Consider the following 23678-nt stretch of genomic DNA (forward strand, 5'->3'; position numbering starts at 1 on the left):
CCCACCCCCCCTTCCCCCCCCCCCCCCCCCCCCCCCCTCCACCCCCCCCCCCCCCCCCACCCCCCCCCCCCCCCCCGCCCCTTCCGGTGTGCCGGGGAAAGCCGCCTACTCGGACTCGCCTTCCAGGTTGCCCTCCGTGTCCAGGTAGACCTGGCGCAGGGCTTCGAGGACCTGCGGGTCCGGCTTCTCCCACATCCCGCGGGACTCGGCCTCCAGGAGGCGTTCCGCGATGCCGTGCAGGGCCCAGGGGTTGGCCTCCTCCAGGAAGGCGCGGTTGGCGGGGTCGAGGACGTAGGTCTCCGTGAGCTTGTCGTACATCCAGTCCGCGACCACGCCCGTCGTGGCGTCGTAGCCGAAGAGGTAGTCGACCGTCGCCGCCAGTTCGAAGGCGCCCTTGTAGCCGTGGCGGCGCATCGCCTCGATCCACTTGGGGTTGACCACGCGGGCGCGGAAGACGCGGGAGGTCTCCTCGACCAGGGTGCGGGTCTTGACCGTCTCCGGGCGGGTGGAGTCGCCGATGTACGCCTCGGGGGCCGTGCCGCGCAGGGCGCGGACGGTGGCCACCATGCCGCCGTGGTACTGGAAGTAGTCGTCGGAGTCGGCGATGTCGTGTTCGCGGGTGTCCGTGTTCTTCGCGGCGACGGTGATGCGCTTGTACGCCGTCTCCATCTCGGTGCGGGCCGGGCGGCCCTCCAGGCCGCGGCCGTACGCGTAGCCGCCCCAGACCGTGTAGACCTCCGCCAGGTCGGCGTCCGTACGCCAGTCGCGGGAGTCGATCAGCTGGAGGATGCCGGCGCCGTACGTGCCCGGGCGCGAGCCGAAGATACGGGTGGTGGCCTTGCGCTCGTCACCGTGGGCGGCCAGGTCCGCCTGGGCGTGGGCCCGGACGAAGTTCGACTCCGCGGGCTCGTCCAGGGAGGCCGCCAGCCGGACCGCGTCGTCCAGGAGGCCGATGACGTGCGGGAACGCGTCGCGGAAGAAGCCCGAGATGCGGAGCGTCACGTCGACGCGGGGGCGGCCGAGCTCGGACAGCGGGATCGCCTCGATGCCCGTGACGCGGCGCGAGGCCTCGTCCCAGACGGGGCGGACGCCGAGCAGGGCGAGGGCTTCGGCCACGTCGTCGCCGGCCGTGCGCATCGCGCTGGTGCCCCAGAGGGACAGGCCGACCGAGGCCGGCCACTCGTCGTCGTGGTCGGCGCGGTAGCGGGTGAGGAGCGAGTCCGCGAGGGCCTGGCCCGTCTCCCAGGCCAGGCGGGAGGGGACGGCCTTCGGGTCGACCGAGTAGAAGTTGCGGCCCGTCGGGAGGACGTTGACCAGGCCGCGCAGCGGGGAGCCCGACGGGCCGGCCGGGACGAAGCCGCCGTCCAGGGCCCGGACGACGTGGGCGATCTCGTCCGTGGTGCCGGCGAGGCGGGGGACCACCTCGTGGGCCGCGAAGGCCAGGATGTCCGAGACGGCCCGCGGGTGGTCCGCCGCGACCGCGGCGACCGCCGCCGGGTCCCAGTCCGCGTCCTCCATCGCCTGGACCAGCGACCGGGCCTTCTCCTCGATGGTGTCCGCCGCCGTGCGCGTCGCCGCCGACTCGTCGAGGCCGAGGGCCTCGCGCAGGCCGGGCAGGGCGGAGGTGCCGCCCCAGATCTGACGGGCCCGCAGGATGGAGAGGACCAGGTTGACCCGGGCCTCACCGGTCGGGGCGCCGCCGAGGACGTGCAGGCCGTCGCGGATCTGGGCGTCCTTGACCTCGCACAGCCAGCCGTCGACGTGCAGCAGGAAGTCGTCGAAGCCGTCGTCGTCCGGACGCTCTTCGAGACCCAGGTCGTGGTCCAGCTTCGCCGCCTGGATCAGCGTCCAGATCTGGGCGCGGATCGCCGGGAGCTTCGACGGGTCCATGGAGCTGATCTGGGCGTACTCGTCCAGGTGCTGCTCCAGGCGCGCGATGTCGCCGTACGACTCCGCGCGCGCCATCGGCGGCACCAGGTGGTCGACCAGGGTGGCGTGCACCCGGCGCTTGGCCTGCGTGCCCTCGCCCGGGTCGTTCACCAGGAACGGGTAGACGAGGGGCAGGTCGCCGAGGGCGGCGTCCGGGGCGCAGGACGCGGAGAGGCCGGCGTTCTTGCCCGGCAGCCACTCCAGGTTGCCGTGCTTGCCGAGGTGGATCATCGCGTCCGCGCCGAAGCCGCCGTCCTCCGCCGCCGCCTGGATCCAGCGGTACGCCGCCAGGTAGTGGTGCGAGGGCGGCAGGTCCGGGTCGTGGTAGATCGCGATCGGGTTCTCGCCGAAGCCGCGCGGCGGCTGGATGAGGATGAGGAGGTTCCCGCGGCGCAGGGCCGCGAGGACGATGTCGCCGTCCGGGTTCGAGGACCGGTCCACGAACATGTTGCCCGGGGCCTCGCCCCAGTGCTCCTCGACGCTCTCGCGCAGCTCGGCGGGCAGCTCGGCGAACCAGCGCCGGTAGTCGGCGGCCGGGATGCGGACGGGGTTGCGGGCCAGCTGCTCCTCGGTCAGCCAGTCCTGGTCGTGGCCGCCGGCCTCGATCAGGGCGCGGATCAGCTCGTCGCCGTCGCCCGAGACCAGACCGGGGATCTCCGCCTCGGGGCCGAAGTCGTAGCCGTGGGAGATGAGGGTGCGCAGCAGCTCGACGGCGCTGGCCGGGGTGTCCAGGCCGACGGCGTTGCCGATGCGGGAGTGCTTGGTGGGGTACGCGGACAGCACCAGCGCGATCTTCTTGTCGGCGCGCTCGATGTGGCGCAGCCGGGCGTGGCGCACCGCGATGCCGGCGACGCGGGCGGCCCGCTCGGCGTCGGCCACGTACGCGGGCAGGCCGTCCTCGTCGATCTCCTTGAAGGAGAACGGGACGGTGATCAGACGGCCGTCGAACTCGGGGACGGCGACCTGGGTGGCGGCGTCGAGCGGAGACAGGCCCTCGTCGCTCTCCTCCCAGTTGCCGCGCGAACCCGTCAGGCAGAGGGCCTGGAGGATCGGTACGCCCAGCCCGGCCAGGGCGCCCGCGTCCCAGGACTCGTCGTCCCCGCCGGCGGAGGCGGTGGCGGGACGCGTGCCGCCGGCGGCCAGCACCGTGGTGATGATCGCGTCGGCGGAGGACAGGGCCTGGAGGAGCTCCGGCTCCGGGGTGCGCAGCGAGGAGACGTAGAGGGGGAGGGGCTGTCCGCCCTTGGCCTCGATGGCGTCGCAGAGGGCGTGCACGAAGGCGGTGTTGCCGCTCATCTGGTGCGCGCGGTAGTAGAGCACCGCGACCTGGGGGCCGGAGTCCCGCGCGGGGGTGCGCTCCAGGGCGCCCCAGGTGGGGGAGGCGGCGGCGGGCTCGAAGCCGTGGCCGGTGAGCAGCACGGTGTCGGAGAGGAAGCGCGCCAGCTGGTCGAGATTGGCCGGGCCGCCGTGCGCGAGGTAGCGGTGCGCCTCGGCGGCGATGCCGATCGGGACCGTGGAGGCCTCCATCAGCTGCGCGTCGGGGGCCTGTTCGCCGGTCAGTACGACCACCGGGCGGGTCTGGCCGGCGGCGAGGAGGACGTCGAGGCCCTCCTGCCAGGCGCGGAGGCCGCCGAGGAGGCGTACGACGACCAGTCCGACCCCGTCGAGCAGGCCGGGCAGGTCGTCGACGGGGAGGCGGGAGGGGTTCGCGAACCGGTACGGCACGGGGCCGCCGGCGACGTTCGCGGCGCGGGCGCTGAGCAGATCGGTGTCGGACGTCGACAGCAGCAGGATCATGCGGCGGCAGGCCTTCCTCGGGGTTTCCGCGCCCCGGGCAGTGAGGACGGCGGGAGTTCCTGACTCACCCGGCCGATCGCTCCGCGGGGTTCACAGTGGCGGGACCGCGCCGGAATCGCACCGGGCTTCCTCCCATGTCGCCGTCCTCGGCGATGACGGGCCGAGCGGCCCGTCGGAAGGTCATCTTAGGCGGCCTTTTCCCTGGCCGGGAGTGGGGGTGGGTGGCCGTGGTCCCGCCGGTGGTGCGGGAGGGCCGGGTGGTGCGGGTGGGGGGTCCGGGTGCGGCGGCGTTGCCGGGGGCCCCGCCCCCTGGCCCTCGCGCCTCAAACGCCGGCGGGGCCGGTTTTGCCCGGGGGCGGGGTGGCGACGGACACAGGTCGGGGGTGGGCAATCGTGGGTATGCTCGCGGCCATGCCCCAGCCCCCCTCCGCCGCGTCGCGGGACAAACCCGCCATACGCGACCGCGGCGACGCCTGCCCCGGCGCGCTGCGGCTGCATGCCGCCGATGACGGCTACCTGGCGCGCGTCCGGATCCCCGGCGGGCTGCTCACCGCCGCGCAGGCATCCGTGCTCGGGCTCGCCGCGGACCGGTTCGGGGACGGGCACCTGGAACTCACCTCGCGCGGCAACGTCCAGCTGCGCGGCCTCGCCGACGGCTGCGGCGCCGGCCTCGCGCGGCTGCTCGACGGTGCCGGGCTGCTGCCCGCGCCCGGCCACGAGCGGGTGCGCAACATCGTGGCCTCCCCGATGGGCGGGCCCCGAGTCGTGCACCGGGTCCGGGAGCTGGACCGGCTCCTGTGCGGCAGCGCCCGGGCGGCGGGCCTGTCCGGGCGGTTCCTGTTCGCCCTCGACGACGGGCGCGGGGACGTCGCCGCCCTCGACCCCGACGTGACCGTGCTCGGCAGCGGTGAGCGGGCGGCGGTGCGCCTCGGAGCCGGGGCCGACGCCGTCGAGGTGGCCGCGGGCGACGCGCCCCGGGCGGCGCTGCTGGCCGCCGAGTACTTCCTCGACGCCGCCGACGCCGCCGGTACCCGGGCCTGGCGGGTCGCCGAGCTGCCCGGCGGACACGCCCTGGACGGCGGGGAGTTCGCCCTGCGGCTGGCCGCCGCCGGCATCGGCGCCGCCCGCCTGCCCGAGGTGGCGTGGCCGTACGCGGAACCGCCCCGGCCCGGGGTGCACGGCGGCGCGCTGTGCGTGCTGCCCCCGCTCGGCCGGCTGGGCTCCGCCCAGTGGCGGGTGCTGGCCGAGGTCGCCGACGCCGCCGGCGGTGGGCTGCGCGTCACCCCGTGGCGCAGTGTCGTCCTGCCGGGCGCGGGCGCCCGCGGCCCCGCCGACGGCCACGCCCGGCTGGAGGCGGCGGGCCTGGTGACCGGGCCCGACGGCCCCTGGCAGTCCGTCACGGCCTGTACGGGCAAGCCCGGTTGCGCCAAGTCCCTCGCGGACGTGCGCGCCGACGCGCGTGCCGTCGTAAAGGAAACGGACGCCGCGGCCGCGCTGCCCGTGCACTGGTCCGGTTGCGCCCGCCGGTGCGGGCATCCGCGCGGCACCGCCTGGGTGGACCTGGTCGCCACCCCGGACGGCTACGAACTCGACGGGCGGCCCACCCCGTCCGCAGACCTGGCGGCCGCCCTCACGGCCGCACGCACCACCCCAACACCCGCATCGCAGTGAAGAAATGAGCGAGTACACCGTGTTCGAGTACGAGAAGGACGGCGCCGCGATCTACCGCCAGTCCTTTGCCACGATCCGCGCCGAGGCGGACCTCTCCGGGCTGCCCGCCTCGGTCGCCCAGGTCGCGGTGCGCATGATTCACGCCTGTGGCATGACCGACCTCCCCCAGGACCTCGGCTACACCCCCGACGTCGTCCTGCGGGCCCGTGCCGCCCTGCACGCCGGCGCGCCGATCCTGTGCGACGTACAGATGGTCGCCAGCGGCGTCACCCGCAAGCGGCTGCCCGCCGGCAACGAGGTCGTCTGCACCCTCTCCGACCCGGCCGTGCCCGACCTCGCCGCGAAGATGGGCACCACCCGCAGCGCCGCCGCGCTCGAAGTCTGGCGCGACCGGGGCCTGTTGGAGAACTCCGTGATCGCCGTCGGCAACGCGCCGACCGCCCTGTTCCGGCTGCTGGAGATGATCGAGGAGGGCGCCCCGCGCCCCGCCGCCGTCATCGGCGTGCCCGTGGGCTTCATCGGCGCCGCCGAGTCCAAGGACGCCCTCGCCGCCCACCCCTCGGGCCTCGACCACCTGATCGTGAGGGGCCGGCGCGGCGGCAGCGCCATCGCGGCCGCCGCGATCAACGCGATCGCGAGCGAGGAAGAATGAGCGACCGTCAGGAGACGCGGGAGAGCGGCGTGGCGAAGGGCAAGCTGTACGGCGTCGGGCTCGGGCCCGGCGACCCCTCCCTGATGACCCTGCGGGCCGTCGAGGTGATCGCCGAGGCGGACGTCGTCGCCTACCACAGCGCCCGCCACGGCCGTTCCATCGCCCGCTCGATCGCCGCGAAGCACCTGCGCTCCGACCACGTCGAGGAACCGCTGGTCTACCCGGTCACCACCGAGACCACCGACCACCCCGGCGGCTACCAGGGCGCGATGGAGGAGTTCTACGAGGCCTCCGCCGCCCGCCTGGCCGCGCACCTGGACGCCGGCCGGACCGTCGCCGTGCTCGCGGAGGGCGACCCGCTCTTCTACGGCTCGTACATGCACATGCACAAGCGGCTCGCGGACCGGTACGAGGCCGAGGTGATCCCCGGCGTCACCTCCGTGAGCGCCGCCGCCGCCCGGCTCGGCACCCCGCTCGTGGAGGGCGAGGAGGTGCTGACGATCCTGCCCGGCACCCTGCCCGAGGAGGAGCTCACCGCGCGCCTCGCCGCCACCGACTCGGCGGTCGTGATGAAGCTCGGCCGCACCTTCCCCGCCGTCCGGCGGGCGATGGAGGGCAGCGGCCGGCTCGCCGAGGCCCGCTACGTGGAGCGCGCCACGATGGAGGGGGAGAGGACCGGGGTCCTGGCGGACACCGACCCGGACAGCGTCCCGTACTTCGCCGTCGCCGTCGTGCCCAGCCGGATCGGCAACCCGGGCAGCGTGCCCTCCGGCCCCGGCGAGGTCGCGGTCGTCGGCACCGGCCCCGCCGGGCCGCTGTGGCTGACCCCGGAGACCAGGCGGGCGCTGGCCGACGCCGAGGTGCTCGTCGGCTACACCACCTACCTGGACCGGGTGCCGGTCAAGCCGGGCCAGGTGCGGCACGGCTCGGACAACAAGGTGGAGTCCGAGCGGGCCGAGTTCGCCCTCGACCTCGCCCGGCGCGGCAAGCGGGTGGCCGTCGTCTCCGGCGGCGACCCCGGGGTCTTCGCCATGGCCACCGCCGTCCTGGAGGTGGCCGGGCAGGCCCCGTACGAGGACGTCCCCGTACGGGTGCTGCCGGGCGTGACCGCCGCCAACGCGGCGGCCGCCGCGGCCGGGGCCCCGCTGGGCCACGACTACGCCACCATCTCGCTCTCCGACCGGCTCAAGCCGTGGGAGGTCATCGCGGAACGGCTGCGCGCGGCCGCCGCCGCCGACCTGGTACTCGCGCTGTACAACCCGGGCTCGCGCAGCCGGACCTGGCAGGTCGCCCAGGCGCGGGAACTGCTGCTGGAGCTGCGCGCTCCGCAGACCCCGGTGGTCGTGGCGCGGGACGTGGGCGGCCCGGAGCAGTCGGTGCGCGTCCTGACGCTGGCCGAACTGGAGCCGTCCGAGGTGGACATGCGGACGATCCTGCTGATCGGCTCCTCGCAGACCCAGGTCACGCGGCGGCCCGACGGCTCGCGGGTGACGTGGACGCCGCGCCGCTACCCGTGAGCCGACGGGGCGGCAGCCCGGGCGGGTGACCGCCCGGGCCCGCGGGGCCGGACGTCCGCAGCCGTCGTACGGGACCGCGACGCCGACGGCCCGGGCCTGACGGTGGAACCCCGTCGCGGGGGCCGTCGCCGGACGGCCCCGGCTCAGCCGGAGCAGCCCGCGAGGACGTCCGCGCAGCCCTCGACGCCCTGCGGGTCGACGGTGAGCAGCTGCCACGACAGGACCCCGGCCGGCGGGGAGTCGTCCTGCGGGGTGGGCTCTATGTGCGCGGTGAGCGCCGTACCCGCCGGGAAGTTCAGCCGGGTGACCTCACCGACCGTGCCGCACGACACGTCGAAGGAACGGTCCCCGGCGCCGCCCTCGCGCGACAGCACGAGCCTGACCCGGGGGCTCTCCTCGCTGTCGCAGGCGACGTCGAGTCGGTACGGGCCCTCCCCGCCGGTCTCCAGGGTCTTGTCCAGGCCGGTGGCGAGGAAGCTCGTCCCCCGCATCGTCACGCGGCCGTCGCCGACCTCCTCGCCCAGGGCCTTGTCGGCCCGCTGGAGGGCGTCGTCGGGCTCCCACATCCGGGGCGTCGCTTCTTGCCCGCCGCTGCCGCACCCGGTGACGAGCGTCGCGGCCGCGAGGATCAGGAGGAAGGAGTGACGTATCCGCATTCCCTCAGCCTAGAGGGTGTGACGGGGGCCGTGGTCGCGGCCGGGCCCCGCCCGGTTCCGGCCCGGTTCCGGGCTCAGTCCTGGCGGAGCCAGCTCAGGACCGCCTCCACCGAAGAGGCCCGCGGCACGTGCTCCGGAACCGGGGGCCGGCGTACGACCAGGACCGGGATCCCCGCCTCGCGGGCGGCGGTGAGCTTGGGGGACGTGGCGTCGCCGCCGCTGTCCTTGGTGACCAGCACGTCGATCCGGTGCCGGGCCAGCAGCTCCCGCTCCCCGGCCAGCCCGAACGGGCCGCGCGCCAGCAGCACTTCCAGACGCGGCGGCATCGGCGCGGCGGGCGGATCCACCGAACGCACCAGGAACCAGGTGTCGGTGAGGTGCGCGAAGGCGTGCAGCCCCATCCGGCCCGTGGTCAGGAACGCCCGGCCGCCGAGCGAGGGCAGCACGGCGGCCGCGTCGGCGAGGGAGTCCGCGAACGTCCAGTCGTCGCCCGGCCCCGGCGTCCAGCCCGGACGGCGCAGCGCCAGCAGCGGCACGCCCGTGTACGCCTCCGCCTCCGACGCGTGGAAGCTCATCCGCTCCGCGAAGGGGTGCGTGGCGTCGACCACGTGCGTGACGTCGGCGGCGACGATCCACGCGGCGAGCCCCGTGACACCGCCGAAGCCGCCGATCCGGGTCTCGCCCGGGGGCAGCACGGGCGAGGACACCCGGCCCGCGAGCGAGGTCGTCACCCGGTACGAGGTCTCGCGCGCCAGCGCCTCCGCCAGCCGGCGGGCCTCCGTCGTGCCGCCCAGGATCAGGACGTGCCGGTCGGAGTCCGCTGCGCCCCCGGCCGCCTCAGCAGACATGCCGGTCGCGCTCGGGCGAGTACAGGTGGCTGTCGCGGAACTGCTCGGCGCCCAGCGTCCGGCCCACCACGATGACGGCGGTGCGCACCAGCCCGGCCGCCTTCACCTGCGCCGCGATGTCGGACAGGGTCCCGCGCAGGATCAGCTCGTCGGGGCGGCTGGCCATCGCCACCACCGCCACCGGGCACTCGGCGCCGTAGTGCGGCAGCAGTTCGTCCACGACCCGGTCGACGTACCGGGTGGCCAGGTGCAGCACCAGCAGCGCACCGCTGCGGCCGAGCGTGGCCAGGTCCTCGCCGGGCGGCATGGGCGTGGCCTGCTGGGCGATCCGGGTCAGGATCACGGTCTGGCCGACCGTGGGGACGGTCAGCTCCCGCTTCAGGGCGGCCGCCGCCGCGGCGAAGGCCGGTACGCCCGGGACCACTTCGTAGGGGATGCCGGCCGCGTCGAGGCGCCGCATCTGCTCGGCGACCGCGCTGAAGATGGACGGGTCGCCCGAGTGCAGCCGCGCCACGTCGAGACCCGCCCCGTGGGCCCGTACGCACTCGGCGACGATCTCGTCGAGGTTCAGCTGCGAGGTGTCGACCAGCCGGGCGTCCGCCGGGCATTCGGCGAGCAGCTCGCGCGGGACCAGGCTGCCCGCGTAGAGGCAGACGGGGGCGGCGGCCAGGGTCCGGGCACCGCGCACCGTGATCAGGTCGGCGGCGCCGGGGCCCGCGCCGATGAAGTACACGGTCATTCTGCTTCTCCTTGCGTCTTCGTGACCGACCACTGGGTGACCGGCATGGCCTGCCGCCAGCCGGTGAAACCGCCGACCGGCACGGCGTGCGCGACGGCCAGCTTCACCAGCTCGCCGCCGTGGCGCCGGTAGCGCTCGGCGAGGACCGCCTCCGACTCCAGGGTGACCGTGTTGACCACCAGCCGGCCGCCGGGTGCCAGCGCCGCCCAGGCCGCGTCCAGCAGCCCCGGCGCGGTCAGCCCGCCGCCGATGAACACCGCGTCGGGGGCCGGGAGTCCGTCCAGGGCGGCCGGGGCCGCGCCGACGACCACGCGCAGGGCGGGCACGCCGAGCGCGGCCGCGTTGCGGGTGATGCGGCCGGCCCGCTCCGGGACCCGCTCGATGGCCACCGCGCGGCAGGACGGGTGCGTACGCATCCACTCGATGCCGATCGACCCGGAGCCGCCGCCGATGTCCCACAGCAGCTCGCCGGGGGCCGGGGCCAGCGCGCACAGGGTCGCGGCGCGCACGTGGCGCTTGGTGAGCTGCCCGTCGTGCTCGTACGCGGCGTCGGGCAGACCGGGGGTGGCGCCGAGCCGGGGCACGTCGGCCGCGGGATCCCGACGGCACTCCACGGCGACCACGTTGAGGGGGTCACCGGGTTCGCGGTCCCAGTCCCGCGCGGTGCCCTCGTACGAGTCCTCGCGCTCGGAGCCGAGCTGTTCGAGCACCCGCATCCGGCTCGGGCCGAAGCCCCGCTCTCGAAGCAGAGCGGCGATCTCGTCCGGGGTCGCCGCTCCGGCGCTGAGGACCAGCACCCGACGGCCCTCGTGCAGCGCGGCCGCCAGCCGGGCCACCGGCCGGCCGACCACCGTCACCACCTCGGTGTCCTCCACCGGCCAGCCGAGACGGGCGCACGCGTACGACACCGACGAGGGGTGCGGGTGGACCCGCAGGGCGTCCGGGCCCAGCTCCTCGGAGAGCGCGCGGCCGATCCCGTAGAACATCGGGTCCCCGCTGGCCAGTACGGCGATGCGGCGCCCGGCGTGTTCGGCCACCAGCTTCGGCACGGCCGGGCGCAGCGGGCTCGGCCAGGCGACCCGCAGCCCGGCGCAGTCCGCCGCAGGCAGCAGGTCCAGCTGCCGGGGGCCGCCGATCAGCACCTCGGCCGAGGCCAGCGCGGACCGCGCGCCGGCGGTGAGCCCGGTCCAGCCGTCGGCGCCGAGGCCGACGACCGTCACCGGTGCGGGGGGTGCTGCGGAGCTCACTGCGCGGTACCTCGGGGAACGGGAGAAGGGGAATGCGGCGGACGGACCCGCAGCCTATCGGGGCGCAGACCCGGCTCCAGTGCCAGGGTGACCACGAGGGACGCGGCCGCCAGCACGGTGATCGCGGCCGTCGGCGAGGTGTACTGGGCCACCGCCCCGGCGAGCGCCGCGCCCACCCCCTGCATCGTGAGCATCCCGGCCGAGTGCAGCCCGAGCGCCTGCCCCTGCGTCCCCTCGGGCAGCAGCGGTACGAGCCGCTCCTGCATCAGCAGCCCGGCCGCGTAGCCGGTGGACGCCAGGGCGACGGCGGCCGTCGCGACGACCGGCCCCGGATCCAGGGCGAACACCAGGTAGGGCAGCGCCAGCAGCAGCCGCAGCGGGGCCGCCAGCCGGATCCGCAGCCGCTCGGACAGCCAGCGGCCCGCGACGGTGTCCCCGGCCAGCATGCCGGCGGCGGCGCAGCCGAAGAGCAGTCCGGCGTGCGCGGGATCGTACGGGACGAAGAGCGACTCGCAGCCGACGATGAGCCCGTTCGGCACCCAGAGGGCGAGGTACAGGGTCCGCCGGGCCGGATCGGACAGCAGCAGGGCGTTCACGCGCCAGGTCTCGGCGGGCGAGGGCCTGCCCCCGGCCCGGGGCGCGCGGCGGCGCAGCCCGAAGCGGACCGTGAGCGCGGCGGCCGCCCCGAGCCCGGCCGACACCAGCAGGACCCCGCGCGGGGAGAGCGCGCCGAGCAGCAGACCGCCGGCGGCGAAGCCGGCGACCTGCGTGACACCGGCGGCGACGGCGAGGAGGGAGCGGCCGAGGAGGTAGTCCCCGGGCGGCAGGATCTCGGTGAGCAGCCCGTAACGGACCCCGCCGGCGAGGGAGTCCGCCAGCCCCTGCCCCAGCAGCACCGCGAACACCGCCCACAGCGGCAGCCCGGGGACGGCGAGCAGGCCGGTCCCGGCGGCGGCGAGGGCGGCGAGCCCCGCGAGCGCGGCACGCGGGGGCAGCCGGTCGGCGGCGGCCATCAGCAGGGTCGCGCCGAGCACCTGGGCGAGGGAGGGGCCGAACATGGCGAGGGCCGAGAGCAGCGGGCTGCGGGTCCGCCCGTAGACCAGCACCCCGAGGGCGAGCCCGCCGGTGGTGGAGGCGGCGACGCGCAGGGCGGCGGCGCAGAAGAAGGGGGTGAACTCGGGAACGCGCAGGGCGAGGGAGCGGTAACCGTGTGGCATGCGGGGAGTCTCCGACGGGTGGTGCGGGGCGGCCCAGAGTTTCGCGTGGACGCGAAACCTCGCCGGTGCCAGTGCCAGTGCCAGTGCCAGTGCCAGTGCCAGTGCCAGTGCCGGTGCCGGTGGCTCGGCGCGGGCCGTGCGTCGCCTGCGGCTGGTGTGCCGCTGCGCGGGGCTCGCCCCTCCCCGCCCTTCGCCCGTTCCCCTGGCTGCGCCCGGACCCCTCCTGGGGGCTCCGCCCCCAGACCCCCGCGCCTCAAACGCCGGCGGGGCCGGGAAACCCAGCCCGCCGGCGTTTGAGGCGCGGGCGCGCAGCACCCGTACGGGGTCCGGGGCGGAGCCCCGGGGAACGGGCGAAGGGCGGGGCGGGGAGCAGCCCGCGCGGCGGCGGTCCCGGCCCGAGCGCGACCGCGCCCCCGGGGGCCGTGTGACCCCCGGCAGGGGCACGGCATGATCAGGGCGGCAGCCCCGGCACCAGGGGCCGGGACACGGGCAGGGGGCGGCACGCCGTGGGATGGTGGCGGATCGACACCGACGCGCTCGCGCGCAGCCGCTTCGTGGTGTCCCCCCTCGCCGAGACCACCGCCGCCCTCATGGCCCTGGAGCGCCGCGCCCCCGCCCACCCCGCCGAGCGGGCCTGGCTCGCGGACCGGCTCCCGCACTACCGGGCCCACCTCGCCGCCGAGCCCCTCACCGCCGCCCTGGTGCGCGCCGCCCTCGGGCGGCTGTGGATCGCCGGGTACCTGACCCCGCCCGCCCACCAGGACGGCCGTGCCTTCGCCGAGGAGCTCGCCACCGTCCGCGCCGCCCCGGACGCGGTGGTCCGCACCGACCTGCGCGCCGCCACCGGCCGGCTCCCCGAGGGCCTCGACCGGGCGCGCGGCCTCGGCCCGAGGACGGCCGAACTGCTGGAGTGGGTCTGGGAGGAGGCCGTACGCCCCGACTGGGACCGGCGCCGCCGCGTCGCGGAGGCGGACGTGCTGGTGCGCACGGCCCAGCTCGGCCGGGAGGGCTGGGCGGCCGCCCTGTCGGGGATGCGGCCGGGCATGGCCTGGCTGGGCGGCGGGCGGCTGCGGGTCAACCTCCAGCAGCGGCGGCCGCGCGAGCTGTCGGGGGAGGCCGGGCTGGTCTTCGTGCCGGTGACGCACGCCCACGGGTGGGTCGCCTGGACCGGTACGCACCGGCACGCGCTGGTGTACCCCTGCGCGGGCCAGCTCACCCAGCAGGGTCCCGGGCCGGCCGCGCCGCAGGCGCTCGTACGGCTGCTGGGGCCGGTGCGGGCGCGGGTCCTGGTGCTGCTGGAGAGCCCGAAGTCCACGACGCAGCTGGTGGCGCTGACCGGGTACAGCCTGGGCGCGGTGGCCGGGCAGCTGAAGGTGCTCCTCGCCGCGGGGCTGGTCCTGCGCCGGCGGGCGGGCCGCAGCGTTCTCTACAGCCGGGTCGCGGCCGGGGACGTACTGGTGTCGGCGGCGGGTGCCCCTGAGTAGGGTGGGCCGCGACCGTCCGAGGAGGCTGCCGTGACCGGCTGGAACGCCACCCGCATACCCGACCAGAGCGGCCGCACCGCCGTCGTCACCGGCGCCAACAGCGGCATCGGCTACGTCACCGCCCGGGAACTCGCCCGGCACGGCGCGACCGTCGTCCTGGCCTGCCGCAGCGCCGCGCGCGGCCGGGCCGCGGTGAAGGGGCTGCGCGGTGAAGTGCCCGGGGCCCGGGCGGAGTTCCTGGAACTGGACCTCGCCGACCTGGCCTCCGTAAGGGAGTTCGCGCGGGTCTTCGCCCAGCACCACTCCACCCTCGACCTGTTGGTGAACAACGCCGGGGTGATGGCCCTGCCGTACGGCCGCACCGCCGACGGGTTCGAGACCCAGTTCGGCGTCAACCACCTCGGGCACTTCGCCCTGACCGGCCTGCTGCTGCCCGGGCTGCTCGCGGCCGCCCCCGGCGCCCGGATCGTCAACGTGTCGAGCGGCTTCCACGTCCTCGGCCGGCCCGGGCCCGGCGCACCCGAAGGCGACGAGCGGGACTACCGCCGCTGGACCGCCTACGGCCGCTCCAAGACCGCCAACCTCCTCTTCACCCACGAACTGGCCCGCCGCCTCACCGCCGCCGGCTCCGCGGTCACCGCCGCCGCCGCGCACCCCGGCTACGCCTCCACCAACCTCCACGCCGGAGCCGCCGCCCTGGAGGGCCGCGGCCCCGGCTCGCGCGTCATGGCCCTCGGCAACGCCGTCCTCGCCCAGCCCGCCTCCTCCGGTGCCCTCCCCACCCTGTACGCCGCCACCGCGCCCGGGGTCCGGCAGGACGGTTTCTTCGGGCCGAGGCTCGGCTGGCGCGGGGCGCCCGTACGCTCCTGGCGGGCCGGCTGGACCCTCGACGACGCGGCCGGCGAGCGGCTCTGGGCCGCCTCCGAGAAGCTCACGGGCGTCACGTACCCGCCCCTGTAGTCTCCGGCCCGCCCGCCCCCTCCGGCTGCCCCCGCGCGCGCGCCCCCGGCCGCCCCCGCCGCCCTGTCCGCGCCCCCGCCACGCCCCCGGCACGCAACCGTCCGCCCCGGCCGGGGCCTGACCCCGGCCGCCCCGACGGCCGGACACTCGTCCCATGGACGACACTCCGGACAACCACACAGAATCCCCCGGGGACCACGCCGTGGTCCTCGGGGCCGGCCTGGCCGGGCTGCTGACGGCACGGGTCCTGGCGAGGCGGTTCGCCCGCGTCACCGTCGTCGAGCGGGACGAACTGTCCCTGCACGGGCCGGAGTTCCGTCCCGGCCTGCCGCAGTCCCGGCACGCGCACGTGCTGTGGGCGCGCGGTGTCGAGCTGATGGAGCAGCTGCTGCCCGGCACCACCGCCGAGCTGCTGGCGGCCGGCGCGGCCCTGCTGGAGTCGCCGCGCGACTTCCTCTGGCTGAGCCCCGCCGACTGGTTCCGGCCCGTCCCGGGGGCGGGGATGCTGATCGGCAGCCGGGAACTCCTCGACTGGACGCTGCGCCGCGCCGTGCTGCGCGACGGCCGGATCCGGATGCTCGGCGGCCGGCTCGCGACCGGGCTCGTCGGCGGGGCGGACGGCCGCTCCGTGGCCGGCGTGACCCTGCGCGACGGGGGCCGCCTCACCGCCGCGCTCGTGGTCGACGCCACCGGCCGCACCTCCAAGGCCCCCGCCTGGCTGGCCGCCCTCGGCTACCCCGCCCCGGCGGTCACCCGCTACGACTCCCACCTCGGCTACTCCAGCCGCCCGTACGCCATCCCCAAGGCCGCCCTGGACGATCCGGAGCGCCGCTGGCAGGGCATGTACGTACAGGGCCGCCCGGAAAGCCCGCGCGGGGGAGTGCTGGTGCCGCTGGAGGGGGACCGCTGGCTGGCCACCCTGATCGGCAACGGCGAGCACGCCCCGCCCACCAAGGACCCCGACTTCCTCGGCTTCGCCCGCACCCTGCGCAGCCCCGCCCTCTACGACGCCATCCGCGACGCCGAACCGCTGGCCCCGCCCACCGGCTTCCGGGCCACCGCCAACGAGTGGCGCCACTACGAGCGCATGGACCGCTGGCCCGAGGGCCTCCTCGTCGTCGGCGACGCGGCCTGCCGCTTCAACCCGGTCTACGGGCACGGCATGACCGTCGCCGCCATCACCGCCCAGGCCCTGGGCGACGCCATCAAGGGCCTCGGCACCGCCCAGATCCCGGCACAGGCGCGCCGCGTCCAGCGGCACACCGTCACCGCCGCCAACGTCGCCTGGCAGATCGCCACCAGCGAGGACCTGCGCTACCCCGGCACCGAGGGCCCGCCGCCGGACCGCGCGACCCGCGTCCTCCAGGCGTACATGTCCCGCGTCATGGCCGGGGCCAACTCCGACCCGGCGATCTCGGCCCCCTTCTTCGGCGTCCTGTCCCTGTCCACCCCGCCGAACACCCTGCTCGCCCCGGGCACGATGCTCCGCGTCCTGTCGAAGTGGCGCCTGCCCACCTCGCCCCGCACCACGACGTCCTACCCGCCGCACCACGGGCCGGGTTAGGGGGTGTCCGGCGGATCAGGGTCGGACACCCCCTAACCGCGGACGGCCCGCTCGTACAGCTCGCGCACACCGTCCCCGAAGTAACTGCTGTACGAAGTCACCTCGTCCCCGCCTCCGTCCCGGCCGCCGATCACCCCGATCAGGGTCCCAGCTCCGGTCAGGACGGGGCCGCCGCTGGTCCCGTTGGGCACGTCCGCGCAGTCCAGCCGCAGCTGCGTGGACCCGGCGGCGACGGCCGTGTTGGCGCACCCCAACGGCTGCTCGGCGTCGTTGGGGTAGCCCACCAGCCGGGCGGGGGCGGGCAGTTGCTGCCCGAAGCGGATGGCCTGCGCCCCCGTGACGTCCTCCAGCCGCTGCCCGGGATGCCCGGGCCGGCGCACCCGGATGAACGCCACGTCGTAATCGGGATCCGCGGACCGCACCCAGCGCGGATCCACATCGACCCGGGTCGGCACCCACACCCCGAACGGCGCCTTGCCCTCCGCGTACCCCGGCACGAACGCCAGATTGGTCCGGAACCCGCCGGCGTACACGCAGTGCGCGGCGGTCACGACGAGATCCCCGTCGGCGGAATGCACCACGCTCCCCGAGCAGTGGTGCTCGTCGTCCCAGTCCATCCCGGGGGAGAACAGCGCCCCGACGGCCGGCTCGGGCTCGACTGTCACCGCCTGGAGCGGCTCGGACACCTTCCACGCCGCCCCGGCCGGCGCCCCGCGCTCCCCACCCCCCTCGACGAGGGTCTCCAGAGCCGTCCCGGCGGCCTCGTCGGCCAGCCGGGCATCCTGCACGTACCTCCCGCGACCGGCGTCCCCCGCGGCGACGGTCCCGAACCGCCCCACCCCGAAGGCCACCCCGGCGGCCACGAGCGCACAGCAGACCCCGGCCAGCACACACACCCGCACGGCCTTGCCCGTCATGCACCGCTCCCGGAGATCGCCGTCACCACCCAATCCCCATCCCCAACGGAGCTCCCTCCGTGCTGGTTCCCCTCCGGAACGTGTCCGTCCTCACAGCTGCCGACCGGGTACGGACGAGCGCCCCGCCGGGAGGGTCTTGGGTCCGGCGGGGCGCTCGCGTGTGGGGGGCGGGGTCAGGGGGAGGGGGTGAGCTGGAGGGTGGTGCGGGTGGGGGTTTCCTTCGTGACCTCGATGCGGGTGCCGGTGTCCGGGACCTTGACGCCGAGCTGGGGGAGGTCCGCGTTCCAGTAGGTGTTGCGGTGGTCGTCGAAGACGCGGACGCCCGGCTGGGCGGGGACGGTCAGCGAGGTGCCCGGCCGGTGGAGGGTGATGCGGTCCGTCGGGCGGGTCGAGAACGGGGCGTCGAAGGTCTGGGCGCGGGCGTTGAGGAGGCTGCCGTCCTCGAAGCGCAGGGGGGCCGGGCGGGCGTCGACCGGGAGGAGGAGGCCGTTGCCCGGGTGGGCCTTGGTGGTGTTGTCGCTGTACGCGGTGTCCCAGAGCCAGAGCAGGACGCCCTGCTGGTAGGGGTAGAACTCCACCTTCTGGTCGGTGGAGGCGAAGTTGTACGGGCCCGTCTTGAGGAAGGAGCCGTAGCCGGTGTGGCGGCGGTTCTCGGCGAAGTAGGCGCGGGGGTGCTCGCTGGTGCCGGTGCGGCCTTCCGTGCGGGACCACTTGACCGGGGTCCAGCCGTTGTCGCCCTGCTCGGCGCCGTCCTGGAGGAGGGTGCGGCCGTCGGCAGCCGTGACGCGGATGCCGTCGAGGGTGACGCCGCGGCCGTGGGTGTTGCTGTCCGAGGTGGTGCGGAGCCGGAGGCGGGTCGTGGACGCCGGCAGCGGGACCGTGAGGTCCGTCCAGGACTGCGACGTGCCCGAGATGCCCTTGGGCGGGATGGGGGCGCCGCCCAGCGTGCCCGGGAGGGCCGTCCAGGTCCTGCCGCCGTCCGTGGAGGCCTCCGCCGTGAGGAAGTCGAAGTCCTGTTCCAGGTCGTACCAGACGCGGGCCGTGAGGGTGGCCGGGCCGGCGGCGGGGTCCAGCGGTCGGCTCAGGGTGTTGTCCATGAAGTCGCCGGTGCCGCTCCACCACTGTCGGGCGCCCTCGTAGGGGTCGGTGAGCTCGGTGCGGGTGGTGGAGGGCGGGAGGTGGACCAGGAGGGCCTGGGGGTCGTCGGTGTTGTAGCCGGAGACGCCGAGGGTGGCGCGGGTCCTGCGGCCCGCGTCGGCCTCCGTGTAGTCCAGCCAGCCCAGTTGGAGCTTGCTCCACGGGTCCAGGTCGCCGGGGAACTGCCCGGTGGTGTTGGGGCCCTTGCCCAGGTAGGAGGCCGAGGACATCAGGGACCAGAAGTTGACGCTGTTGTCCCCGTCCGAGCTGTAGAGGTCGGGCAGGCCGAGGTCGTGGCCGAACTCGTGGGAGAAGAGGCCCGCTCCGCTGTTCTCGCCGCCGGTGAGGTAGTCGCCGGCCCAGATCCCGGTGTCACCGACCGGGGTGCCGCCGGCCTTGTTGCCCTCCGGGCCCGCGCTGCCGGCCTGGTTCCAGTACGCGAACCAGCGGTGCGCCCAGATCGCGTCCTTGCCCTGGGCGCCGCCGCCCCAGGTCTGGTCCTTGCCCGCGTGGACGACGACCAGGTGGTCGAGGTAGCCGTCGGGCTCGTCGAAGTTCCCGTCGTGGTCGGCGTCGTAGCGGTCCCACAGGTCGTACTGGGCGAGTTCGGACTTGATCTGGCCGGGGGTGCGGCCCTTGGCGAGCTCGGCGTCGTACCAGGCGGTGGTGGAGTCGCGGACCAGGTCCCAGTTGGTGCGGCACTGGCCGGGCTCGGTGCAGTTGTCCGTGCCGTAGCGGGCCTCGTTGTACGGGAGCCTGACCCAGTCCGTGACCTTGCCGTCGAAGTCGTAGCGGCCGGAGGACTGGAGGTTGTAGTAGGCGCGCATGGACGCCGAGCCGGGCTGGGAGGAGAAGAACTGCTGCTGGTAGTAGTCCTTGTCGAAGTCCTTGCGCCAGAGGGTGTGGTTGTCGTCCCGGGCGGGCTTGCCGATGGTGTTGTGCAGGGGGCCGGGGGTGCCGCCGAAGCGGGGGTCGGCCTGGTCGCCGAACTCCGCGAGGATGACGAAGACCTTGTCCTTGCGCCGCTGGGCGAGTTCGACGTACTGGTCGCCGATCTTCGCGGTGCGGGGGAGGGGGCCGGCCGTACGGGCGGAGGAGCCGCCGGAGCCCCCGGAGCCCGCGGAGCCGCCGGCCGCGATGCCCTCCAGGGCCTGGCGGCGGAGGGCTTGGCGCCGGAGTTCCAGCGGGGCGAGGGGCGGGGAGGCGGCCTGCTCGGCGTGGCCCGCCGGCGGAGTGGGCGGGGGCGCGGCGGCCGCGAGGGCGGCGGGGGCGGGGAGGAAGGCTAGGGCGGTGAGGGCGGCGAGGGATATCGCCGTTCCCGCCGTGGCGAGTCTGCGCAACGGAGGTGCCCTTTCGGGGAGTTCGGTGATGAGGGGCTGGGGCTTGAGGCGCAGGTAATATTTCACATGTCACAGGTGATGGGTAGAGGGCTTGAGCCTGTGGACCCTTCCGCCGTATCCCGAGAGGGGGCGGCGTCGTTGTGCCCCTGAGGGCTCCCGGGGTGCCGGTCCGCCCCCGTCCCGGTATCCGAACGCACAGGGGGAGACGAGCGCATGCCCCTCGAACCGCCCTACCCCGCACTGCCGCTCGACGCCCCCTGGGAGCGTCCCGGCATCGGCGCCGCCGCCCCCGACGGGCCGCCGGGGCCCTGGCACCTGCCGTGGGACCGGCTCACGCCCGCCGAAGCCGCCCGGGCGCGGGAGCGGCTCGCGGGCCGGGCGTACGAGTTCCAGGCGTCCGACGCGGCCACCGGCGACCCCGTGCGGCGGATCTTCACCGGGGCCCGGCTGCGCGCCGACGCCGAGCAGACCGCCCGCCTGCTCGCCCCGTACGCGCCCGAGGCGATCGTCAGCTTCGCCCCGCCCCGGTACGCCTACGGGGCCGCCGCGACCGTACTGCTCCCCGCCGTGACCGGGCTGCCCGTGTGGTTCTGGCCCGCCGGCGACTGCCCGCCGCCGGCCGTCCCGGCCCGGCGGATCGCCGTCGTCGCGATCCCCTCCGCCTTCCGGGCCCTGGCCCGCTACCCCCGCTGGACCGCCTCCTTCGAGCAGCTCACCTTCCTGCACGGCTCCGCCGAACTCCCACCGGAGGCCCGCCGGTTCGAAGCCGACGCCCGCGCCGTACTGATCGAGCTGCTCGGCTCCACCGAGACCGGATCCGTCGCCCACCGCACCGGCTGGGACCCGGCCGGGCCCTGGACGCTGCTCGACGACGTCACCTTCGCTGCGCCCCGCACCGGAGGGGAGGGCCCGCTCACCGTGACCGGGCCGCGGCTGTCCGCGCTCCCCGACGGCAGCCGGCCCGACCGGCACGAGATGGACGACGTGGTCCGCCGCCTCGGCGACCGGCTGTTCCTGCGCCTCGGCCGCCGCGCCCAGCTGGTGCGGATCAACGGCGTCCGGTACGACCTGGGCGCCATCGCCGCCCGGCTGCGCGCCGCGCTCCCCGGTGCGGACGTGGCCTGCGTACGCGTCGCCGGCCCCGCCGGCCCGCCGCACGGGGAGGCGTACGACGTGCTCGTGGCCGGAGGCGGCCCCCTGACGGCGGACGGCGTACGGGCCGCCGCGCGCGGCCTCGGAGCCGAACCCCGCCTGGTGCGCCTCGTGGACCGGATCCCGCGCGACCCCCTCGGCAAGCCGCTGCCCGCACAGATCGCCCCGCCCGACTGACCACGAAAGGAAGTACGCCGTGAACCGGCAGCCCGAAGAAGTGAAGACGGTCCACCTCACCCCCGAGGTGTACGCGTACCTGCTCGCCCAGGCCGAGCCGCAGAGCGAGGTCCAGCGGCGGCTGGTCGAGCGCACCCGTGCCCTCGGGGACCGGGCCGTGATGCAGATCCCGCACGAGCAGGGCGTCCTCCTCACCCTCCTCGCGAAGCTGGTCGGAGCCCGCCGGATCGTGGAGGTCGGCACCTTCACCGGCTACTCCACGCTCGCCCTCGCCGCCGGCCTGCTCCCCGGCGGACGGGTCCTCACCTGCGACGTCTCACCGGAGTGGACGGCGATCGCGCAGGAGGCCTGGAAGGAGGCCGGGCTCGCCGACCGGATCGAGCTGAAGCTCGCGCCCGCCCTGGAGACCCTGCGCGCCCTGCCGGCCGAACCGGTCGTCGACCTGGTCTTCCTGGACGCGAACAAGGACGGCTACCGGGCCTACTGGGAGGAACTGGTGCCCCGCGTACGCCCGGGCGGACTGCTCCTCGCCGACAACGCGCTCTTCGGCGGCGCCGCGGCGGACCCCGCGGCTCAGGGCAACGGGCTGGCCGTCCGCGAGTTCAACGCCCACGTCCGCGCCGACGACCGGGTGGAGTCGGTCCTCCTCCCGGTAGCGGACGGCCTGCTCTTCGCGCGCAAACTCTGAGGTCCCCCGTCCCCGGTCGTCAGTCGTCGGTCGTGTCCGAGACGCCGAGGTCGCGGCGCATGGCGGTCCGCATGGCCTTCAGCAGGTCCCAGATCGCGTACTGGGCGCGGGCCGCCGCCTCCATCGTCTCGCCCGGTTCGGGGGCGTCCCGTTCCAGGCGCTTGACCTGGCCATAGACCTGGTTCAGGGCGTGGTTGACGGCGCTCGCCGTCACCAGCACCGCGTCCGGGGCGATCATCTGCGCCTCGGAGTAGCGGTCGCGGTGCGCGCCCTTCGCCTCGTCGAGCGCGTCCCGGTCGGCGTCCTCCACGGCACGCTCCCGCATGACGTGCAGGTGGCGGTTGAGCGCGGTGACGAACTGCCGTGAGTCCCGGTTGAGTTCCGCGTAGCAGGCGCGTCGGAGCGAACGGCTCTCGCGGCTCTCCTCCTGGGCGCGGACCAGTTCCATCTCCCGGCGCTTGGCCCGCTCGGAGCCCCGCTGGGTCAGCAGCGATCCTCCCAGCGTTCCTGCGACGCCCGCCACCGCGATGACCACCGAGTTGAGATCCACCCACGCGCTCCGTCAAGTCCTCCGGCCCCGTGCCCGACGCACGCGGCCCAGCCCGCCAAGTGTGCCGCTCCCGGTGCCCGCCGGGGATGGGGGAGCGCCCCGCCGGGTGGCCGAAGCCGCCGTTCGGTAGGCCGCGTTGCGTGCTCGGCGCTATCGTGCCGGGCGGGGGAGAGCGACGAGGGGGCGGTGCGGTCATGCGGTTCGTGTTCGTTCACGGTACGGGGGTGCGGCGGGAGCGGCACGACGCGCTGTTCGGGCTGGTGCGGGAGCGGCTCGGGGAACGGTTTCCCGGGGCGGAGGTCGACTCCTGCTTCTGGGGCGAGCGGTTCGGCGCGGAGCTGAGCGCCGGCGGACGCTCGGTACCCGGGGCGCCGGAAGGGCCCGACGGGGGCGACGAGGCCGCCGAGTGGGGGCTGTTGCTGGCCGACCCGCTGTGCGAGCTGCGGGTGCTGGCCGAGGCCGGATGGGCGGGGGAGGGGCAGGACGACCCCTTCGCGATGCCCGGCTTACGGCCCGCCGGGGAACGGGTGCTGGAGCTGCTGCACCGGCTCGCCGAAACCCCCGGGGGCCCCGGCGACGGCCCCGACGAGCTGCGCGCCCTGCTGGACGGCACCGGCCTGGCCGCCGGGTTCCGGCCCGCCCTGGAGGCCGCCGCCGACTCCGCCGAAGCCGCCCGCGCGGGCGCCCGCGCCACCGCCGAACCGCAGGCCCGCGAGCTGGCCACCGCCCTCGCCCGGGCCGTCACCGCCGCGGCCCTCGCCACGGCCGGGGCCGACGCCGACTGCACCGCCGCCGAACGGGACCGGCTCGTCGAGCTCCTCACCACCCGCCTCGGCGGCGGCGCCCGCGTACCCGGGGCCCGGGCCGCCGCCGTCCTCGGCCGGCTCGCGATGCGGGTCACCACGCAGCCCCTGCTCAACGCCTGGCGCGGCTCCCTCACCGCCGGCGCCACCCCCGCGCTCGGCGACATCCTGCGCTACCAGGCCAGGGGCGCCGGCCTGCGCGCGTACCTGCGCGAGCGGATCACCGCCCGGCCCGGCCCGGCCGTACTGATCGGCCACAGCCTCGGCGGCATCGCCCTGGTGGACCTGCTCGCGCTGGCCGCCGCCGAAGGCGGCCCCGTACCCGGCGCCGAACTGCTCGTCACCGTCGGCTCGCAGGCCCCGTACCTCTACGAACTCGGCGCCCTCACCGCCCTCGCCCCCGGCAGTCGGCTCCCGTACGGCTTCCCGCGCTGGCTCAACGTGTACGACCGCCAGGACGTGCTCTCCTACCTCGCCGGACCCGTCTTCCCCGGCGACCCCCGCGTCACCGACCACGAGATCAGCAGCCGCCAGCCCTTCCCCGCCAGCCACAGCGCCTACTGGAAACAGAAGTCCCTCTACGAGCGCATCGAACGGGCGGTGACCGAAGCGGGGATCGGGTGACGGCCCTCG

The 23678-nt window shown here is 75.7% G+C and carries 18 protein-coding genes and 1 riboswitch; of the genes, 9 read left to right on the forward strand and 9 right to left on the reverse strand.

Annotated features, from left to right (window positions below; all coding sequences use genetic code 11):
- Positions 1 to 105: 105 nt before the first annotated feature.
- Positions 106 to 3726 carry a cobaltochelatase subunit CobN gene (cobN, locus tag ACZ7IF_RS34305; RefSeq protein WP_470979802.1) on the reverse strand — a complete coding sequence of 1207 codons (3621 nt, stop codon included), beginning with the start codon at positions 3724 to 3726 and terminating at the stop codon, positions 106 to 108.
- Between the two features lie 53 nt (positions 3727 to 3779).
- Positions 3780 to 3879, reverse strand: a riboswitch (cobalamin riboswitch).
- 246 nt (positions 3880 to 4125) lie between these two features.
- Here cobN and ACZ7IF_RS34310 point away from each other — a divergent pair.
- From ACZ7IF_RS34310 to ACZ7IF_RS34320, 3 genes are read left to right on the forward strand one after another with little or no spacing between them, the layout of a single operon-like run.
- Positions 4126 to 5397, forward strand: coding sequence for a cobalamin biosynthesis protein CobG (locus ACZ7IF_RS34310; RefSeq protein WP_470979874.1), 1272 nt, complete (start codon positions 4126 to 4128; stop codon positions 5395 to 5397).
- A 4-nt stretch (positions 5398 to 5401) separates the two neighbouring features.
- A complete protein-coding gene (locus ACZ7IF_RS34315) occupies positions 5402 to 6049 on the forward strand; it encodes a precorrin-8X methylmutase (RefSeq protein ID WP_470979805.1) in 648 nt (215 codons plus the stop codon).
- Positions 6046 to 7566: a precorrin-2 C(20)-methyltransferase gene (locus ACZ7IF_RS34320; RefSeq protein ID WP_470979808.1), complete on the forward strand. Its 1521-nt coding sequence runs from the start codon at positions 6046 to 6048 to the stop codon at positions 7564 to 7566. The genes ACZ7IF_RS34315 and ACZ7IF_RS34320 overlap by 4 nt, the downstream gene beginning before the upstream one ends.
- Before the next feature lie 143 nt (positions 7567 to 7709).
- Here ACZ7IF_RS34320 and ACZ7IF_RS34325 read toward each other — a convergent pair whose 3' ends face one another.
- The 5 genes from ACZ7IF_RS34325 to ACZ7IF_RS34345 all read right to left on the reverse strand — a co-directional run bounded on the left by ACZ7IF_RS34325 (position 7710) and on the right by ACZ7IF_RS34345 (position 12273).
- A complete protein-coding gene (locus tag ACZ7IF_RS34325) occupies positions 7710 to 8222 on the reverse strand; it encodes a hypothetical protein (RefSeq protein WP_470979811.1) in 513 nt (170 codons plus the stop codon).
- Between the two features lie 74 nt (positions 8223 to 8296).
- Positions 8297 to 9070, reverse strand: coding sequence for a cobalt-precorrin-6A reductase (locus tag ACZ7IF_RS34330; protein ID WP_470979813.1), 774 nt, complete (start codon positions 9068 to 9070; stop codon positions 8297 to 8299).
- On the reverse strand, positions 9060 to 9809 hold the full coding sequence (gene cobM / locus ACZ7IF_RS34335; protein WP_470979816.1) for a precorrin-4 C(11)-methyltransferase: 750 nt from the start codon (positions 9807 to 9809) through the stop codon (positions 9060 to 9062). The genes ACZ7IF_RS34330 and cobM overlap by 11 nt, the downstream gene beginning before the upstream one ends.
- Complete coding sequence (gene cbiE, locus ACZ7IF_RS34340; protein ID WP_470979819.1) at positions 9806 to 11056, reverse strand: precorrin-6y C5,15-methyltransferase (decarboxylating) subunit CbiE; 1251 nt, start codon at positions 11054 to 11056, stop codon at positions 9806 to 9808. The genes cobM and cbiE overlap by 4 nt, the downstream gene beginning before the upstream one ends.
- Entirely contained in the window at positions 11053 to 12273 is a 1221-nt protein-coding gene (locus ACZ7IF_RS34345) for an MFS transporter (RefSeq protein ID WP_470979822.1), read from the reverse strand. The genes cbiE and ACZ7IF_RS34345 overlap by 4 nt, the downstream gene beginning before the upstream one ends.
- Positions 12274 to 12779: 506 nt before the next feature.
- Between ACZ7IF_RS34345 and ACZ7IF_RS34350 the strand changes: the two genes are divergently transcribed.
- The 3 genes from ACZ7IF_RS34350 to ACZ7IF_RS34360 all read left to right on the forward strand — a co-directional run bounded on the left by ACZ7IF_RS34350 (position 12780) and on the right by ACZ7IF_RS34360 (position 16281).
- Entirely contained in the window at positions 12780 to 13757 is a 978-nt protein-coding gene (locus ACZ7IF_RS34350; RefSeq protein ID WP_470979825.1) for a transcriptional regulator, read from the forward strand.
- A 30-nt stretch (positions 13758 to 13787) separates the two neighbouring features.
- Complete coding sequence (locus ACZ7IF_RS34355; RefSeq protein WP_470979828.1) at positions 13788 to 14717, forward strand: oxidoreductase; 930 nt, start codon at positions 13788 to 13790, stop codon at positions 14715 to 14717.
- A gap of 154 nt (positions 14718 to 14871) precedes the next feature.
- A complete protein-coding gene (locus tag ACZ7IF_RS34360) occupies positions 14872 to 16281 on the forward strand; it encodes an FAD-dependent oxidoreductase (protein WP_470979831.1) in 1410 nt (469 codons plus the stop codon).
- A 32-nt stretch (positions 16282 to 16313) separates the two neighbouring features.
- On the opposite strand, the gene ACZ7IF_RS34365 is transcribed toward ACZ7IF_RS34360, so the two are convergent.
- Complete coding sequence (locus tag ACZ7IF_RS34365) at positions 16314 to 17198, reverse strand: trypsin-like serine peptidase (protein ID WP_470979834.1); 885 nt, start codon at positions 17196 to 17198, stop codon at positions 16314 to 16316.
- A 173-nt stretch (positions 17199 to 17371) separates the two neighbouring features.
- Complete coding sequence (locus ACZ7IF_RS34370; protein WP_470979837.1) at positions 17372 to 19675, reverse strand: immune inhibitor A domain-containing protein; 2304 nt, start codon at positions 19673 to 19675, stop codon at positions 17372 to 17374.
- Between the two features lie 213 nt (positions 19676 to 19888).
- Between ACZ7IF_RS34370 and ACZ7IF_RS34375 the strand changes: the two genes are divergently transcribed.
- Together ACZ7IF_RS34375 and ACZ7IF_RS34380 are read left to right on the forward strand one after the other, a co-directional pair.
- A complete protein-coding gene (locus tag ACZ7IF_RS34375) occupies positions 19889 to 21004 on the forward strand; it encodes a class I adenylate-forming enzyme family protein (RefSeq protein ID WP_470979840.1) in 1116 nt (371 codons plus the stop codon).
- Positions 21005 to 21023: 19 nt separating this feature from the next.
- A complete protein-coding gene (locus ACZ7IF_RS34380; protein WP_470979843.1) occupies positions 21024 to 21692 on the forward strand; it encodes an O-methyltransferase in 669 nt (222 codons plus the stop codon).
- 19 nt (positions 21693 to 21711) lie between these two features.
- Here the strand turns inward: ACZ7IF_RS34380 and ACZ7IF_RS34385 are convergent, their stop codons facing one another.
- Positions 21712 to 22242: a hypothetical protein gene (locus tag ACZ7IF_RS34385; RefSeq protein ID WP_470979846.1), complete on the reverse strand. Its 531-nt coding sequence runs from the start codon at positions 22240 to 22242 to the stop codon at positions 21712 to 21714.
- Positions 22243 to 22436: 194 nt separating this feature from the next.
- On the opposite strand from ACZ7IF_RS34385, the gene ACZ7IF_RS34390 reads away from it, so the two are divergent.
- A complete protein-coding gene (locus ACZ7IF_RS34390) occupies positions 22437 to 23669 on the forward strand; it encodes a hypothetical protein (protein WP_470979849.1) in 1233 nt (410 codons plus the stop codon).
- Positions 23670 to 23678 lie beyond the last annotated feature (9 nt).

This window comes from Streptomyces sp. NPDC037421 (genome assembly GCF_055602105.1).

Bases quoted from the DNA above. Each gene is read 5' to 3' on its own strand.
- cobN (WP_470979802.1), bottom strand. From the start codon at position 3,726: ATGATCCTGCTGCTGTCGACGTCCGACACCGATCTGCTCAGCGCCCGC.
- ACZ7IF_RS34310 (WP_470979874.1), top strand. From the start codon at position 4,126: ATGCTCGCGGCCATGCCCCAGCCCCCCTCCGCCGCGTCGCGGGACAAA.
- ACZ7IF_RS34315 (WP_470979805.1), top strand. From the start codon at position 5,402: ATGAGCGAGTACACCGTGTTCGAGTACGAGAAGGACGGCGCCGCGATC.
- ACZ7IF_RS34320 (WP_470979808.1), top strand. From the start codon at position 6,046: ATGAGCGACCGTCAGGAGACGCGGGAGAGCGGCGTGGCGAAGGGCAAG.
- ACZ7IF_RS34325 (WP_470979811.1), bottom strand. From the start codon at position 8,222: ATGCGGATACGTCACTCCTTCCTCCTGATCCTCGCGGCCGCGACGCTC.
- ACZ7IF_RS34330 (WP_470979813.1), bottom strand. From the start codon at position 9,070: ATGTCTGCTGAGGCGGCCGGGGGCGCAGCGGACTCCGACCGGCACGTC.
- cobM (WP_470979816.1), bottom strand. From the start codon at position 9,809: ATGACCGTGTACTTCATCGGCGCGGGCCCCGGCGCCGCCGACCTGATC.
- ACZ7IF_RS34345 (WP_470979822.1), bottom strand. From the start codon at position 12,273: ATGCCACACGGTTACCGCTCCCTCGCCCTGCGCGTTCCCGAGTTCACC.
- ACZ7IF_RS34360 (WP_470979831.1), top strand. From the start codon at position 14,872: ATGGACGACACTCCGGACAACCACACAGAATCCCCCGGGGACCACGCC.
- ACZ7IF_RS34365 (WP_470979834.1), bottom strand. From the start codon at position 17,198: ATGACGGGCAAGGCCGTGCGGGTGTGTGTGCTGGCCGGGGTCTGCTGT.
- ACZ7IF_RS34375 (WP_470979840.1), top strand. From the start codon at position 19,889: ATGCCCCTCGAACCGCCCTACCCCGCACTGCCGCTCGACGCCCCCTGG.
- ACZ7IF_RS34390 (WP_470979849.1), top strand. From the start codon at position 22,437: ATGCGGTTCGTGTTCGTTCACGGTACGGGGGTGCGGCGGGAGCGGCAC.